Source organism: Sphingomonas echinoides (assembly GCF_029623395.1).
GTDB lineage: Bacteria > Pseudomonadota > Alphaproteobacteria > Sphingomonadales > Sphingomonadaceae > Sphingomonas > Sphingomonas echinoides_A.
The window spans coordinates 1-15062 of sequence record NZ_JAPYKK010000019.1 but is presented as its reverse complement, the minus strand read 5'-3'; the positions used below and the strand labels follow the sequence as shown (position 1 = coordinate 15062).

At 67.2% G+C, this 15062-nt stretch carries 12 protein-coding genes; 7 read left to right on the top strand and 5 right to left on the bottom strand.

Annotated features, from left to right (window positions below; translation table 11 throughout):
- Positions 1-245: 245 nt before the first annotated feature.
- The 3 genes from QBJ92_RS12305 to QBJ92_RS12295 all read left to right on the top strand — a co-directional run bounded on the left by QBJ92_RS12305 (position 246) and on the right by QBJ92_RS12295 (position 2598).
- Positions 246-1250, top strand: a complete 1005-nt coding sequence (locus tag QBJ92_RS12305) for a sugar kinase (protein ID WP_277969990.1) — start codon at positions 246-248, stop codon at positions 1248-1250.
- On the top strand, positions 1247-2296 hold the full coding sequence (locus QBJ92_RS12300) for an oxidoreductase (protein WP_277969989.1): 1050 nt from the start codon (positions 1247-1249) through the stop codon (positions 2294-2296). Before QBJ92_RS12305 ends, QBJ92_RS12300 begins: the two co-directional genes overlap by 4 nt.
- A 116-nt stretch (positions 2297-2412) precedes the next feature.
- The gene (locus QBJ92_RS12295; RefSeq protein WP_277969988.1) at positions 2413-2598 is read left to right on the top strand and encodes a hypothetical protein; all 186 of its coding nucleotides are present in this window, start codon (positions 2413-2415) and stop codon (positions 2596-2598) included.
- A 15-nt stretch (positions 2599-2613) separates the two neighbouring features.
- On the opposite strand, the gene QBJ92_RS12290 is transcribed toward QBJ92_RS12295, so the two are convergent.
- Together QBJ92_RS12290 and QBJ92_RS12285 are read right to left on the bottom strand one after the other, a co-directional pair.
- The gene (locus QBJ92_RS12290; RefSeq protein ID WP_277969987.1) at positions 2614-3690 is read right to left on the bottom strand and encodes an LLM class flavin-dependent oxidoreductase; all 1077 of its coding nucleotides are present in this window, start codon (positions 3688-3690) and stop codon (positions 2614-2616) included.
- Positions 3687-4595: an aldo/keto reductase gene (locus QBJ92_RS12285; RefSeq protein WP_277969986.1), complete on the bottom strand. Its 909-nt coding sequence runs from the start codon at positions 4593-4595 to the stop codon at positions 3687-3689. The genes QBJ92_RS12290 and QBJ92_RS12285 overlap by 4 nt, the downstream gene beginning before the upstream one ends.
- A 36-nt stretch (positions 4596-4631) precedes the next feature.
- Between QBJ92_RS12285 and QBJ92_RS12280 the strand changes: the two genes are divergently transcribed.
- Positions 4632-5708, top strand: a complete 1077-nt coding sequence (locus tag QBJ92_RS12280; RefSeq protein WP_277970046.1) for a Gfo/Idh/MocA family protein — start codon at positions 4632-4634, stop codon at positions 5706-5708.
- Between the two features lie 157 nt (positions 5709-5865).
- Entirely contained in the window at positions 5866-8250 is a 2385-nt protein-coding gene (locus QBJ92_RS12275) for a TonB-dependent receptor (protein ID WP_347342793.1), read from the top strand.
- Positions 8251-8634: 384 nt separating this feature from the next.
- Here the strand turns inward: QBJ92_RS12275 and QBJ92_RS12270 are convergent, their stop codons facing one another.
- Positions 8635-9876, bottom strand: coding sequence for an MFS transporter (locus QBJ92_RS12270; protein WP_277969984.1), 1242 nt, complete (start codon positions 9874-9876; stop codon positions 8635-8637).
- A 221-nt stretch (positions 9877-10097) separates the two neighbouring features.
- On the opposite strand from QBJ92_RS12270, the gene QBJ92_RS12265 reads away from it, so the two are divergent.
- Positions 10098-11141 carry a YeiH family protein gene (locus QBJ92_RS12265; RefSeq protein WP_277970045.1) on the top strand — a complete coding sequence of 348 codons (1044 nt, stop codon included), beginning with the start codon at positions 10098-10100 and terminating at the stop codon, positions 11139-11141.
- 133 nt (positions 11142-11274) lie between these two features.
- Here QBJ92_RS12265 and QBJ92_RS12260 read toward each other — a convergent pair whose 3' ends face one another.
- Together QBJ92_RS12260 and QBJ92_RS12255 are read right to left on the bottom strand one after the other, a co-directional pair.
- Positions 11275-12291: a LacI family DNA-binding transcriptional regulator gene (locus tag QBJ92_RS12260; protein ID WP_277969983.1), complete on the bottom strand. Its 1017-nt coding sequence runs from the start codon at positions 12289-12291 to the stop codon at positions 11275-11277.
- A 68-nt stretch (positions 12292-12359) separates the two neighbouring features.
- Positions 12360-13985: an alkaline phosphatase D family protein gene (locus QBJ92_RS12255; RefSeq protein ID WP_277969982.1), complete on the bottom strand. Its 1626-nt coding sequence runs from the start codon at positions 13983-13985 to the stop codon at positions 12360-12362.
- A 90-nt stretch (positions 13986-14075) separates the two neighbouring features.
- Between QBJ92_RS12255 and QBJ92_RS12250 the strand changes: the two genes are divergently transcribed.
- Positions 14076-15062, top strand: a 987-nt coding sequence (locus tag QBJ92_RS12250; RefSeq protein ID WP_277969981.1) for a DUF2029 domain-containing protein, incomplete at its 3' end; no start/stop codon positions are given.

Here is a 15062-nt window from a genome sequence, read left to right as displayed (position 1 = left end):
TCCCATCCTGACGCCGTCATTCCCGCGAAGGCAGGATGTCTGCGAACCTTGGGTTACGGAACCGTCATTCGCTGTTTTCCCGCGAAGGCGGGAATCCAGAGCCAAGCAGAACAACGGCTTGCGTTTCTCGCGACTCCTGGACTCCCGCCTTCGCGGGAGAACACCTACGGAATCGCAGAGGTCATGCCTCCGCGGGGATGACGGGTAGGGGCGTCGCGAACTGCGATTCAACAAAGGACGATCTGATGACTTTCCTGGCCTTCGGCGAAATCATGCTGCGGCTATCGCCGCCCGGGCGCGAATTGCTGATGCAGACGCCCAAGCTGGACGTGTGGATCGCCGGCGCCGAAGCTAATGTCGCGGGTGCGCTGGCGCGGCTCGGGCATGCTGTCGCGATTGCATCGTCGGTGCCCGACAATGACCTGGGCCGCTCGGCGATCACCACCTTGCGCGGGGCGGGGGTCGATACGCGCGGCATCCAGCTGCGCGGCGATCGGATGGGGCTGTATTTCGTCTCCTCGGGCGCAGGAATGCGCGCGACCGAGGTGATCTATGACCGCGCCCATTCGTCCTTCGCCGAAACGCCGAGTGCGGCGTGGGATTGGGATCGGCTGCTCGACGGGGTGGACCGGCTGCACCTGTCGGGGATCACGCCCGCGCTCGGGCCCGTGCCCGCGCAGAGCGCGATCGCCGCGGCCGAGGCGGCGGCGGCACGGGGGATTCCGATCTCGTTCGATGGCAATTGGCGTGGCAAACTGTGGGAACGCTGGGACAGCGACCCGCGCGGCATCCTGACGCGGCTGGTGGAACAGGCCGACCTGCTGTTCGGCAACCACCGCGACATCGCCTTGCTGCTCGGGCGCGACTTTGCGAGCGATGGCGAGGAGCGTCGGCGTGAGGCGGTTGAGGCGGCGTTCGCGGCGTTCCCCAAGCTCCAGACGATCGCGTCGACCGCGCGGCATGTCGAGCATGTCGATCTCAACCGGCTGTCGGCGCGGGTCGATACGCGGACCGAATCGGCGCAGACCGACGAGGTCGTGCTTGCCGGGATCGTCGACCGGATCGGCGGCGGCGATGCTTTTGCTGCAGGCGTGCTGCATGCTTTGCGGCGCGGCGAAGACGTCGCTGCGGCGGCGCGGACCGGGCTCGCGCTCGCCGCGCTCAAGCATTCGCTGCCGGGGGATGCCTGCCTGTTCCGGCAGGAGGATATCGACGCGTACCTCGCGGGCGGGCTGGACGTGCGACGGTGAGCGGGAACGGCGCGGCGGCGGGGGACGGCCCGATCCGGGTCGGGCTTATCGGCTATGGTCTTTCGGGTGCGGCGTTCCATGCGCCGTTGATCACCGCGCTCGACGCCTTTGCGCTGAACGCCGTGGTGACGTCGCGCACCGATGCGGTCGCGCGCGCGCTGCCTCGCGCGCGGGTGGTGCAGGACGTGGCAGCGATGTTGGCCGATGCCACGATCGACCTGGTCGTGATCGCCGCGCCCGATGCGCAGCATGCGCCGCTTGCGCGCGCCGCGCTCGCGGCCGGGAAGCATGTTGTGGTCGACAAGCCGTTCGTGACCGATCCCGCCGACGGCGCTGCGCTGATCGCGCTGGCGGAAGCGCGTGGGCTGATGCTGTCGGTGTTCCACAACCGCCGCTGGGATGGCGATTTCCTGACCGTACGGCGGATGCTCGACGAGGAAGTGTTGGGCGTGGTCGACCTGGCGGAACTGCGGTGGGACCGGTTTCGTCCCGCGATCAAAGCCGGTTGGCGCGAGGCTCCGGGGGCGGGGCTGCTCAACGATCTTGGCCCGCATCTGATCGACCAGGCGGTGCAATTGTTCGGGATGCCCGATGCGGTGACGGGCGACCTCGCGATCCAGCGCGACGGCGCGGTGGTCGAGGACTATTTCGAGGCGACGCTGCGCTACGGTGCGCGGCGGGTGATCGTGTCGACCGCAAGCGTGGTGGCGGCGGTACGCCCCCGGTTCGCGCTGCACGGGACGAAGGGCAGTTTCGTCAAATATGGGATCGATCCGCAGGAGGCGGTGCTGCGCGGCGGCGGGTCGCCGACCGATCCGGGATACGGCGTGGACGCCGCGGCGGATCACGGCACGCTGACACGTGCCGACGGAACGACGTCCGTCGTCCCGAGCGAGCGCGGCGACTGGCGGCGCTATTACGCACTGGTCGCGACCGCGATCCGGCAGCATGGTGCACCGCCCGTCAGCGCGCGCGAGGCGCTCGACGTGATCGACCTGATCGCGCGGGTACGGCTGAGCGCGACCGATCGCCGCCCTGTGTCCTGACGCGGAAACCTCGCACTTTTGACGGACCGAGGAACCTCGGCGCGCGTTTCGGGTTAACGCTGATGGAGGGCGTCTCGTCGCACTATCAGAGGACGTCCCGCTGGAGGAGCGTCCCCATGAACGGAACCATCTATTTTCGCGCCGACCATGAACTCATCGGCCGCGTACTTGCCGAAAAGCTGCGCCGCCGGATGGAGCGGTCCGACTTCCAGGACTGCGTGCGGATCGTCCCCGCACGGTCCCCGACCACACCGGATGCCACGGGCGGTTTCGCCGATCGGAAGCGCGTGGTTCGCGGATAGGCGGGCGGTGGCGCGTCAGTCCGCGGTCAGGCGCGCATGGTCGATGTTGGGCAGGACGTGCCGCGCGAACAGATCCGCTTCGGCGGCGTGCGGATAGCCCGAGAGGATGAACGCCGCGATCCCCATGTCGCGATACGCGTTGATCTTGGCGAGCACTTGATCCGGATCCCCGACGATCGCCGCGCCACAGCCAGAGCGCGCCCGTCCGACGCCGGTCCACAGGTTCGCTTCGGCATAGCCATCGTCCGCCGCGGTCTCGCGCAGTGCCGCTTGGGCGGCGACGCCGGCGGAAGTTGAATCGAGCGATTTCGCGCGGATCGCGGCACCCTCGGCGGCATCGAGCTTGGACAATAGACGGTCGGCGGCGGTGCGCGCCTCGGTCTCGGTATCGCGGACGATGACGTGCGCGCGGTAGCCGAATTTCAGCGTTCGCCCATAAGCGGCGGCGCGCGTGGTCATGTCGGCGATGATCGCGGCGACGGTTTCCTGCCGGTCGGGCCACATCAGGAAGACGTCAGCTTCGCGTGCAGCGGCATCGCGCGCGTCGGGCGAAAGGCCGCCGAAATAGAGCAACGGTGCCTTGCCCGAGACGGTGCCGATCCGGGGCGGGTCTAGCTTCAGTTTCCAGAACTCGCCGTCATGGTCGAGCGGCTCGCCGTTGAGCATCGTCTTGAGGATCCGCATCAGCTCGACCGTGCGCGCATAGCGCGGGGCGGAGCCGAGCGTTTCGCCGGGCATGTCGGACGAGATGATGTTGACCGTCAGCCGCCCGCCGAGCAGCCGGTCGATCGTCGCGATCTGGCGCGCGAGTTGCGGCGGCCAGCTTTCGCCGACGCGGACCGCCATCAGCAACGCCATCCGCTTGAGCATCGGCGCGATCGCTGCGGCAAAGGCGGTCGTGTCGATCCCGAGCGCATAGCCCGAGGGGAGCAGGATATTGTCGAACCCGCCGCTCTCCGCCTGCAGCACGATGTCGCGGCAATGCTCCCAGCTCGACTTGAGCTTGGCATCGGGGACGCCGAGGAACTCGTAATCGTCGTCGCACAGCGCCGAGAACCAGCTGACTTCGCAAGGCACGCGGACCGCGCTCATGGCAGGCGTTCCCCGCGCGAGGCGATCAGTACGTCGTACCAGCTCTGCCGCGTGAAGCGGACCTTGTAGACGTCGGCGATCTCCGCGATGCGGGCGGTATTCTGTGTGCCGACGATCGGGATCGCGCGTGCGGGTTGCGCCATGATCCAGGCATAGGCAGCGGCGGCGCGCGAAACGCCGGCCTGCTCGGCAACGACGTCGAGCGCGGCGGCGACGGCCTTGGAGCGGTCATCCTCGGGCGACCCGATCCGTCCGCCGCCGAGCGGCGACCAGGCGAGGACCGCATGATCGCGTTCCATCGCGAGGTCGAGCAGACCGTTCTCGATCGGGCCGAGCTCTAACGGCGACAGTTCGGGCTGGAGGCTCGCGAGCGGGATGGTGAGGAACGCTTCGAGCGCGCGGATCTGCGGGATCGTGAAGTTGGACACGCCGATCGCGCGGACCTTGCCCGACGATACCATGTCCTCGAGCACGCGCGCGACTTCCTGCGGGTGGGTCAGGATGTCGGGCCGGTGGATCTGGTAGAGATCGACGCTCTCCACCCCGAGTCGCGTCAGCGACGCGTCGAGCGCTTCGGTCAAATAAGCGGTGCTCTGGTCATAGGGGAGCGGCGGGCGGATGCCGCCTTTGGTCGCGAGGATCATGCGGTCGCGCAGGGTGGCGTCTTCGGCGAAGACCTTGCCGAGCAGCGTCTCGGCGTCGCCGAACCCGTTCACCCCGTTGAATCCATAGATGTCCGCGGTGTCGAACAGCGTCACGCCAGCCACGAACGCCGCGTCGATCAGCGCGCGCCCCTCCGCCACGCTGGACTGGCCGAAACGCCACATCCCCCAGGCTATCGGGCTGACCAGCAATCCGCTCTTGCCGAGGGGACGCAATTCGGGTGTAAGGATGATCTCAGACATCGTTGTCATATAGAGGTGAACGCGTTGGTCGAGCAAGTGCGATACGGACTGGTCGGCACCGGGATGATGGGGGTGGAGCATATCACCAACCTCACCATCACGCCGGGTGCGGTGGTGACGGCGCTCGCCGATCCGGCGGAAGGGTCGCTCGGCTGGGCGCGCGACGCGCTTGGCGATCGGGCGGGGGCGGCGACTGCGTTCGATTCCGTCGAGGCGCTGGCGGCGAGCGGGCTGTGCGATGCGGTGATCGTCTCGAGCCCCAATTTCACGCATCGCAGCGTGCTCGAACCGTTGTTTGACGCAGGCCTGCACATCCTGTGCGAAAAGCCGCTGGCGACGACGCTGGACGATTGCCGCTGGATCGTGGACCGCGCCGAACGCAGCGACCGCGTGTTCTGGACCGCGATGGAATATCGCTACATGCCCCCCGCCGCGGCATTCATCGAGGAAATCCGCAAGGGGGCGATCGGCCGGTTGCAGATGCTGTCGATCCGCGAGCATCGCTTCCCGTTCCTGGTCAAGGTCGCCGACTGGAACCGCTTCAACCGCAATACCGGCGGCACGATGGTCGAAAAATGCTGCCATTTCTTCGATCTGATGCGGCTGATCACGCAAAGCGAGGCGGTGCGGGTCTATTGCTCGGGTGCGATGGACGTGAACCATCTCGACGAAAGCTATAGCGGCGAGCGGCCCGACATCATCGACAACAGCTACACCACGGTGGATTTCGCCAATGGCGTGCGCGCGATGCTCGACCTGTCGATGTTTGCGGATGGTGCGGAAAACCAGGAGGAGATCACCGCGGTCGGCGACCAGGCGCGGCTCGACGTGCTGATTCCCGAGGGCGCGCTGGTCCATTCGCCGCGCGTAGGATTCCGTAATCCCAAGCAGGCGACGCGGCGTGTAGTCGAGGTCGATCAGGCCGCGCTCGATGCGGGGAGCCATCACGGATCGACCTTCTACGAGCATCAGCGGTTCAATGCCGCGGTGCGTGGTACAGGGCCGGTCGAAGTGACTGCGCGCGACGGGATGCTCGCGGTCGCGATCGGCACCGCGGCGGAGATCAGTGCGCGCGAGAAGCGCGTGGTGGAGATGAAGGAACTGGGGTTCTGATACTTTAAGCCCACTCCCCCTCCCGTTCGTTTCGAGCGAAGGCGAACGGTCAGGACGCGACAAGCACAGCTTTACGCCGGGCAAGACTGACAGCGGTGTCCGGGACCGCAAAAGAGCAATACCCACCAAAGAAGTGGGATTACTGTACAGGGAGGGAATGATGATGACCAAGGGACGCTATCTGGCGGGGGCCGCAGGCTTCGCGCTGTTCGCCGCGACTCCGCTCTGGGCCCAGACCGCAGCACCCGCGTCCGCGCCGGTTGCTGAGCCGACCGCGCCGGTGCCGAATGCCCCCGACGAGGCACCCCCCGGCGACATCATCGTCACCGCGCAGAAACGCTCCGAGCGGTTGCAGGACGTCCCCGTCGCGGTCAGCGTCATCTCGGGCGATGCGCTGGCGAGCCAGGGCAAGGTCAGCCTAGAGGGCGCGCAATATCTCGTTCCCACGCTCAACTTCCTGAAATCGGGGACGACGCTCAACCAGTCGCTGTTCCTGCGCGGGGTCGGCACGTCGACCTTCTCGATCGCGGGCGAGCCGTCGATCTCGACCGTGGTCGACGGCGTCGTGTTCGCGCGCGCGGGCGAGGCGTTCGGCGACCTCGTCGACGTCGACCAGATCGAAGTGCTGCGCGGGCCGCAGGGCACACTGTTCGGCAAGAACGCGAGCGCCGGCGTCATCAACATCATTTCCAAGAAACCGACGCAGACCTTCGGCGGCTATCTCGAGGCGGGGTTCTTCACCGACAGCGAATATCGCGGGCGCGCGGCGATCAACGTACCGCTGGGCGAGAGCGTGCGGTCGCGACTGACGGGCTATTACACCAATTACGACGGCAACATCCGCAACACCGCGGTGAACAAGATCGTCAACGGGTTCGAACATTATGGCGGCCGGTTGCAGGTGGATGCGGATGCCGGGCCGAACGTCAAGCTCGCCTTCATCGCGGATTATCACCGCAATGACGACGATTGCTGCGGCGAGGTGATCGCGACAGGGCCGATCAACACCGCGACCGGCGCGGTCGTCACCAATGCATCGACGGGCGCGCTGCCGACCCCGCGTGGCACCGACACGCGCTCGATCGCGCAGGATCTCGTCACGCGGACCAAGGAGACCGGCTACGGCTTCTCGCTCCAGGCGGATCTGACCGCGGGGACGCAGACCGTCACCTCGATCACCGCCTATCGCAATTACAAGAACACCGAGATCCGCGACGGCGATTTCCTGCCGGGCGCCTATGTCGGGTTCAACCAGCTGCATGATTTCGGGCCGCAGACCGGCGACACGTTCAGCCAGGAACTGCGGCTGACCTCGCCGGGTGATCAGTTCCTGACCTATGTGCTGGGTGCCTATTATTCGCGCGCGGCGAGCGAGCGGATCTTCACGCGCAACGACGTGGTCTGCAACACGACGCCGGGGACGACCCCCAACCCGCTGGTGCCGTGCGGCAGCGCGGGTGCGCCGCGCACCACCTCGCCGAGCGGCACCGCCGATTTCGGATCGGTGTTCAAGAACATGGCGCTGTTCGGGCAGGGCACGATCAATCTGGCGGAGCGGTTCCGGCTTATCGGCGGCTTACGCTACACGATCGACCAGCTCGACGTGTTCCATTCGCGCGTGACCGCGCTCGCCGGGCCTGGGATCAACCCGAACTTCGACCAGGGCGTGTTCAACGGCGGTCGGGGCGGGGGCGTCTCCAACGGCATCCCGTTCCGCGCCAAGGCGACCAACGAGAATCTGTCGGGCAAGGCGGGCGTCCAGTTCGACATCAACCGCGGGTCGACCGCCTATGCGACCTTTGCGCGCGGCTATAAGGGGCCGGCGTTCAACGTCTTCTACAATCTGACCGCGACCGGCACCAACACGATCGCGCCCGAAACGTCGGATGCCTATGAACTGGGCCTCAAGAACACCTTCTTCGACGGCAAGCTGACGCTCAACCTCGCGGCTTATTATGCGAAATATCGCAATTTCCAGGCGAACAATCCGGATCTGGTCGCGGGCGTGGTGGTCACGCGCTTCACCAATGCGGGCGACGTGTCGACCCGCGGCGGCGAGCTTGATGCGACGTTCCGGCCGATCCGCGACCTGAGCTTTACCGGCGGCGTTGCTTACACCGACGCGCATGTCGATCAGTTCAGGGCGCCGGCGGGGGCTGCGGTAGTGCCGTCGGGAACGCCGCTGGGGTTTGCGCCCAAGTGGAAGGGCAATCTCAGCGCGGATTACCGCGTGCGGACCGGCGGGTTCGCGGATATCTTCCTCGGCGCGCAAGGGTCGTATCAGAGCAGCCAGTTGTCGCTGTTCTCGGCGGATGCCGTGCAGCGGCGGCTGGGGACGATCGGCGCGTACGGGCTGGTCAATCTGAGCGTCGGGATGGCGACGCCGGACGATCGGTACAAGCTGACCTTCCAGGTGCGCAACCTGCTCGACCAGAGCTTCGCCGCGTCGATCATCAACGGCGGGCCGGGGCAGGCGTATCGCTACCAGATCCCGCGCGATGCGGACCGGTATTTCGGGGTGACCGGGCGGGTGACGTTCTGATCTCTTGATCCTCCCCGGGGACGGGGAGGGGGACCGCCAGCCTTCTTCAGGCTGGTGGTGGAGGGGGGCTCTCCGCGAGTGGAACGTGTGTGGCGGGCCCCCTCCACCATTCGCTGAATGCTCATGGTCCCCCTCCCGGTGCCGGGGAGGATTATGGGTTCTTACCCTTGTTCTCCCGCGGAGGCGGGAGCCTAGGGTTACAGGCGGGGCGCGTGAGTTCTGGGCTCCCGCTTTCGCGGGAGAACGGTGGCTTGTGGTGCGGGCGCTTACACAAACCGTTCGGGCTGAGCGAAGTCGAAGCCCCTTGCGCAGCACGAGGTCCTTCGACTTCGCTCAGGACGAACGGAGGGGGTGCATGGCGCGCCCGTCGAGCAGCCCGCTCCCTCAATGCGCGACCACCAGCCCATCCCCGCGTTCGCTTTCGTCGATCGGCACGATCCGCGGGATCAGCAGGTGGATCGCGAGCAGCGCCGCCAGATACGACCCCGCGCAGATCGCCAGCGCGGGCGCATAGCCCCAGCCCTGCGCGAGCGCATAGGCCTGGAACTGGATCATCCCGATCGAGCACAGATTGCCGCAGAACGCCGCGATCCCGATGCGCGAACCGACCGAGCGCGCGGGCGTGATGTCGGTCACCACGCCGAAGACGTTGGTCGAGAACCCCTGGTGCGCGAACAGCACGAGGCCAAGCAGCAATGCCGCCGACCACGGGCTGCTAACGCTCTGCACGAACACCACCGGCAGCACGAGCAGCGCATAGCCAAGCATCGTCAGCTTGCGCGCGCGGTTGACGCTCCACCCCGCCGCCATCAGCCGCGAGGGGAGGAACCCGCCGGTCAGCGCACCGCAGGCCGCGAGCAGATAGACCAACGCCACCGGCAACCCGAGCTTGCCCTGTTCCATCCCGAACAGCCGGTGGAACAGATCGGGCAGCCACAGCAGCATGAAGAACCACACCTGATCCGACAGCACCTTGGCGATCGCGATCGCCAGAGTCCCGCGCGTCCACAGCACCTTGAGCCACGGCACGGGGGCGGGCGCAACGGCGTCGAGCGCGACCGGCTGGACTCGGATCGCAAACCACACGACGACCCACAGCACACCGAGGCCGCCCGCGACGAGAAACGCCGACTGCCACCCGAACGCGAGCGCAAGTGCCGGAATGAACAGGGGTGTGACGATCGCGCCGATATTGGGCGCGGTGTTGCCGATCCCCAGAGCGATCTGGCGGTCCTTGTGGTTGAAATAGGTCGCCGCCGATTTGACCGCGGCGGGGGTGCCGACCGACTCCGCGATCCCGAGCAGGATCCGCGCGGCAAAGAAGGCGGGAACGGTCGTCGCAAAGGCATGCGCCATACCGGCGAGGCTCCACACCAAGACGCCGAGCGCGAAGCCGATCCGCAAGCCCACCCGGTCGAGGAACCAGCCGGTGCCGAGAAAGGCGAACGCGGTCGCGACCTGGAAGGCGGTGCCCATGTTGGCATAATCCTGGTCGGACCAGCGGAACTGCGCTTCCAGCGTGGGCTTGAGCAGCGCGAGGATCTGCCGGTCGACGTAATTGAGCATCACCGCGACGAACACCATCGCGACGATGATCCACCGCGCCGACCCGCCTCGCATTGCCATGAGCGCTTCCCTCCTGTCTTTTTGTTGAGACAGCGGTGTCAGATATCGTGACGTTCGGCTAGACTCGTTCGCTGTCCGTCACCCCGGACTTGTCCCGGGGTCCGCTGCGCCGCATGACGGCGGGGTGCTGTGTGCGGCACGGGGAACCCCGGGACAAGCCCGGGTGACGTAGAGGGTTGGAACGCACGATGGAGATCTCCCGCCAATCCCGTCCGCTGCCGATGGCGGCCGATCTCTATGGCGACCTGTACGGCGACGTTTCGGCAGGTCCCAAGCGCGATTGGCGCGGTTATCTGCCCGGGCTTGTGGTGGTGGTGATGGGGACGCTCGCCGCGGGGTTCCTGTCGGATCATTACGGCGTGCCGCTGACGCTGATGGCGTTGCTGATCGGGCTGGCGCTCAATTTCCTCAGCGCGGATTCGCGGCTGACCCCGGGGCTGGCGTTCGCGTCGCGCTCGTTGTTGCGCTGGGGGATCGTGCTGGTGGGCGTGCGGATCACGTTCGGGCAGATCGTTGCGTTGGGGCCGGTCGCGTTGCTGTGCGTCGTCGGGATCGTCGTGCTGACGATGGCGGCGGGGGTGTTCGCGGCGCGGCGCTTCGGGTTCGATACCGCGTTCGGGTTGCTTGCGGGCGGGTCGGTCGCGATTTGCGGCGCGAGCGCGGCGATGGCGCTGGCGACGACGCTGGGCGAGAAACGCATGACGCAGGCGCAGCTGACGCTGGTGCTGGTCGGGATTTCCGCGATGAGCGCGTCGGCGATGATGCTGTATCCTTTGGTCGCGCACGCGCTCCACATGAGCGACCTCAAGGCGGGGTTCCTGCTCGGTGCGGCGATTCATGACGTCGCGCAGGCGTTGGGCGCGGGCTATTCCTACAGCGACGGCGCGGGCGGGATCGCGGCGATCGTCAAGCTGACGCGGGTGGCGTTGCTCGCGCCGGTGCTGGCGGTGGTCGCGGTGGGGCTGGCGCGGTTCGATCCGAACGGCGGGGCGGGCAAGGCCAAGGGGCCGGGCGTGCCGTGGTTCGTGGTCGGGTTCTTCGTGCTGGCGGGGATCAATTCGTTCGGGGTGATCCCGCCGATCGTCGCGACGGGGGCGGAGAAGGCGGCGGCGGCGATGCTGGCGGCGGCGGTAACCGCGACCGCGATCCGCTCGCCGCTTGCGCAATTGCTCGAGGCGGGGCCGAAGCCGTTGCTGGTGATTTTGATTGCGACGGTGGCGGCGTTTGCGCTCGCGCTGGGGGCGGCGGTGTTTCTGATCGGGTGAGGGGGCTGGTGCCCCATACCGCCGTCATGCTGAACTCGTTTTAGCATCCACCCCTCCGACTGGCCAGTGAGCCCGCGTAGCGCGGTGGACCCTGAAACGCGTTCAGGGTGACGGCGGTGAAATTGGCGACGGTTCAGCGCCTCCCCGCCACCACCCCGGTCGACTCCCGCATCACCAGCTCGAACGGCAGCTCGCGCTGTTCCGCCGGAGCCTCCGCATCGACCGGTGCGAGCAGCAAGTCCGCCGCCTGATACGCCATCTGCCGCGTCGGCTGGCGGATCGTGGTGAGCGGGGGCCAGACGAACCCGGCCATCTCGGTATCGTCGAACCCCGCGACCGACAGCTGTTCTGGCACCTTCAGCCCGCGACGGTGCGCGGTGGTCAGCGCGCCCGCCGCCATGTCGTCGCTCGACGCGAAGATCGCGGTCGGCGGATCGGGCAGGTCGAGCAACACCGCCGCCGCCGCCGCGCCCGAGGCGAAGTCGTAGCTGCCCTCGCGCACCAGTGCGGGATCGAACGCCACGTCCGCCGCCTCCAGCGCGTGCGTGTAGCCGCGCAGCCGCTGCGCGCTGGTCGCATAGCTCGGGTGCCCCGCGATAAAGCCGATCCGGCGATGCCCGAGCGAAAGTAGATGCGTGGTCATCACCGCCGCCGCCGCCGCATTGTCGATGAAGGTCGCTGGCCCGAGCGCGGGGTCGCTCCCGGGCGAGACCCGCACGAACCGCACGCCCCTGCGTGCGAGCAGGTCGAGTACATCGGGGTTGTCCGACACCGGCGGGGTGAGGATCAGCCCGTCGACGTGCGTCGCATCGACCAGGCTTTCGAGCTCGTCGAGCAAGGTGGTGGCGTTGCGATCATAGGGCTGCGCGATCATCCGCACCCCGTCGAGCACGCAGCGGTCGCGGATGCCCGATTGCATCTCGTAAACGTAATAGGGGCTGGGATTGTCGCAGATCAACGCGATCTGGAAGCTGCGCCGCCCGGCGAGCGAGCGTGCGGCGGTGCTCGGGCGGAACTTCAACTCCGCGACTGCCGCCTGGACGCGCGCGCGGGTTTCCGCGCCGACATAGCGTTCGTTGTTGAGCACGCGCGAGACGGTCTTGATCGACACGCCCGACAGTCGCGACACATCCTTGATCGTTACGCGCAACCTTCATGCCCCCTGCGGCTGCCTCGCGCCGCCATTGGTTTGCCGCAGGGAGCCGGTGACGGCAACCGTCACGCCATGATATTGCGTCCGCGCGCGATGGTCGCGGTGTGGCCAACCCGGCCGGCGGGGGACTTTGCCTTGATCGTGTCGACCATGATCCAGTCGTTGCTGACGCTGGCGGGTGTCAGCGTCATCGCCATATAGCCGCGGCGGCTGGTGTCGCACCATTTGAGCTCGGGGTTGGCCTTGACCAGCGCCGCCGCGATGACCTTGGGGTCGGTCTTGCTGGCGGATTCATAGCCGGGCGAGGTGACCGCATGGCCCGCGAACTCGACCCCGGCAGGCTTGCCGTCCTGCCCGAGATCATACGCCCAGGCATTGTGGCTGTCGCCCGACAGCACGACGAGGTTCGCGCCGAGCCCCTGCGCCTTGCGCAGGAAGCGTGCGCGCGCAGCGGGATAGCCGCCCCAATTGTCGTAATTGAACGGCAGCCCGACCTTGGCCGCCGCGACGCCGGAGAGCAGATAGCCGCGCGCGCGCTCGGGGGAATCGGGGGAGAGCCAGCTCATCGCTTCGGCGGGCATCACGGTCTGGCCCATGATCGTGCCGAAGCCGACAATCTGCCATTGCTGCCCCTGCCGCACCGATTGCGCCATCGCATGATTAAGCCAGCTTTCCTGCTGCGACCCCATCATCGTGACGGCGGGGTCCATCCAAACGCCGTCGCGGAACGCTTTCAGCGCGGTGGACGAGTCGCTCGACGCGAACAGCGGCGCGACATCGGGTTGCTTGGTGCGCGCGAGCAGCCGCGTTTCGGTGCGGAACAGCGTGGCGAGCGTGCCGATCTCATAGGATTTCCACGGCTCGTCCGAGACCGGCATCCATTCGCGATACGCCTGGATCGACGCGGCGCGGCGGGCATTCCAGTCGCCTTCGTTCGGCTGGTGGTTCTGCGCGCCGCCTTCCCAGCTGTCGTTGGCCGATTCATGATCGTCCCACTGAACGATCATCGGATGCTTGGCGTGGAGCGCCATCAGGTCGGGATCGCTGCGATAGCTGCCATAGCGCAGCCGATAATCCGCGAGATGGAGCAGCTCGCCCGCGGGGAGCGGGACGCGGCCGGCGACCTGGTCCTTCACCGCGGGATAATCGCCAGTCTCATATTCGTAGAAATAGTCGCCCAAGTGGATCGCCAGATCGACATCGTCGCGTGCGGCGGCGTGGGCATAAGCGTTGAAATAGCCGTACGGCATGTTCGAGCAGGAGAAGGTGACGGTACGGAAGCGATCGACCGGGCCGACCGGGAGCGTCTTGGTCGTGCCGACGGGGGAGAAGCTGCCGTCGGGCGCGACGAAGCGGTAGTGATAGCGGGTATTGGGCTTGAGGTTGTCGACCGTGATCTTCGCCGTGAAATCGCGCCACACCCCCGTGATCTGCGAACCGCCCGAGATGACGCGTGCAAAGTCCGGCGTTTCGGCGATTTCGGCGCGGAGTTCGGCGGTGTCGCCGGTCGCGGGAACGTAGCGCGTCCACAACAGCATCGTGTCGCTGCCGGGCTCGCCGCTTGCGACGGAATGGGTGAAGCCGCGCGCCTGCGTGACGTTGGGGCTCTGCGCGAAGCCCGGCACCGCGAACGCGCCAAGGCCGAGCGAGCCGGTGAGGAGGAGCGAGCGGCGGTCGATCTGAACGGTCATTGGGAGGCTCCTGCGGATACCGCGCTCCCTTGCCGCGCGGATATGGCGTGTTCGTGACAGTCCCGAAACTGCATGCTAGGCGCTCGCGCGATGGAGCCCATCGTTCCCGTACGTATCGGTCTGCCCGTCCGGCTGCTGGCCGTTACGATCGTTCTGTTCGCGGTGCTCGCGCTGCTGCGCGGAATCGACCATGACGAGAGCCAATATGTCGCGGCGGCGCTGCTGAGCGCGCACGGCGATCTGCCGTACCGCGATTACGCCTATCTCCAGACACCGCTCCAGCCATTGCTGTTCGCACCGCTCGTGTGGATCGCGGGGGCGCTGACATGGCCGGTGTTGCGGCTGGCGAATGTGGTGCTGGGGGTGGCGCTAGTCGGGTGCGTCTGGCGCGCGAGCCGCGAGGCGGGGGCGGGGCCGCGCGCTTCGCTATCGGCCGCGGCGTTGTTCGCGACGTGTGACGCCTTCTTGTTCAGCATCGCCACCGCGCGGAACGATGCCTTGCCTGCCGCGCTGCTCGGCGGCGCGCTGGTGTTGATCGTCCGCGCGGGCGCCGGGCGGGGCAGCACGACCGGTGCTGCAATCGTGGGGGCACTGCTCGCGGGGGCGGCGGCGGCGAAGATTTCCTATGCGCTGCCGGCGGTTGGTTATGGGATGTATGCGCTGGTCGATCGGCGGCATCGACCTCTTGCGGTTTTGGCGGGGGCGCTGCCGATCGTCGCATTGGTCGGCTGGACCTGGGTGCAGGCGCCCGCTGGTTTCGTGTTCGGCACGCTCACCTTTCCCGCGCGTGCGCCTGCGGAATATTTCCGCGCTGCTCCGTGGAAGCTGTCGTGGTTGGCCAAGGTCGTCGATGTGCTCAAGTTCCTCGCACTCGGGCCGGCGTTGATCGCGCTGGTGGTTGCGGGGCGTGGGGGATGGCGGCGGTCGCCGGTCGTAGCCGTGGTCGCCGTGGCGGGGTTCGTCGCGGCGCTGCTGCCGTTTCCGACCTGGCGGCAATATCTGCTCCCGATGCTGCCGCCGCTATTCGTGCTGCTTGCGCTGGCATGGCAGCAGCGGCCGCCCGGGCGGCGGGTTCGG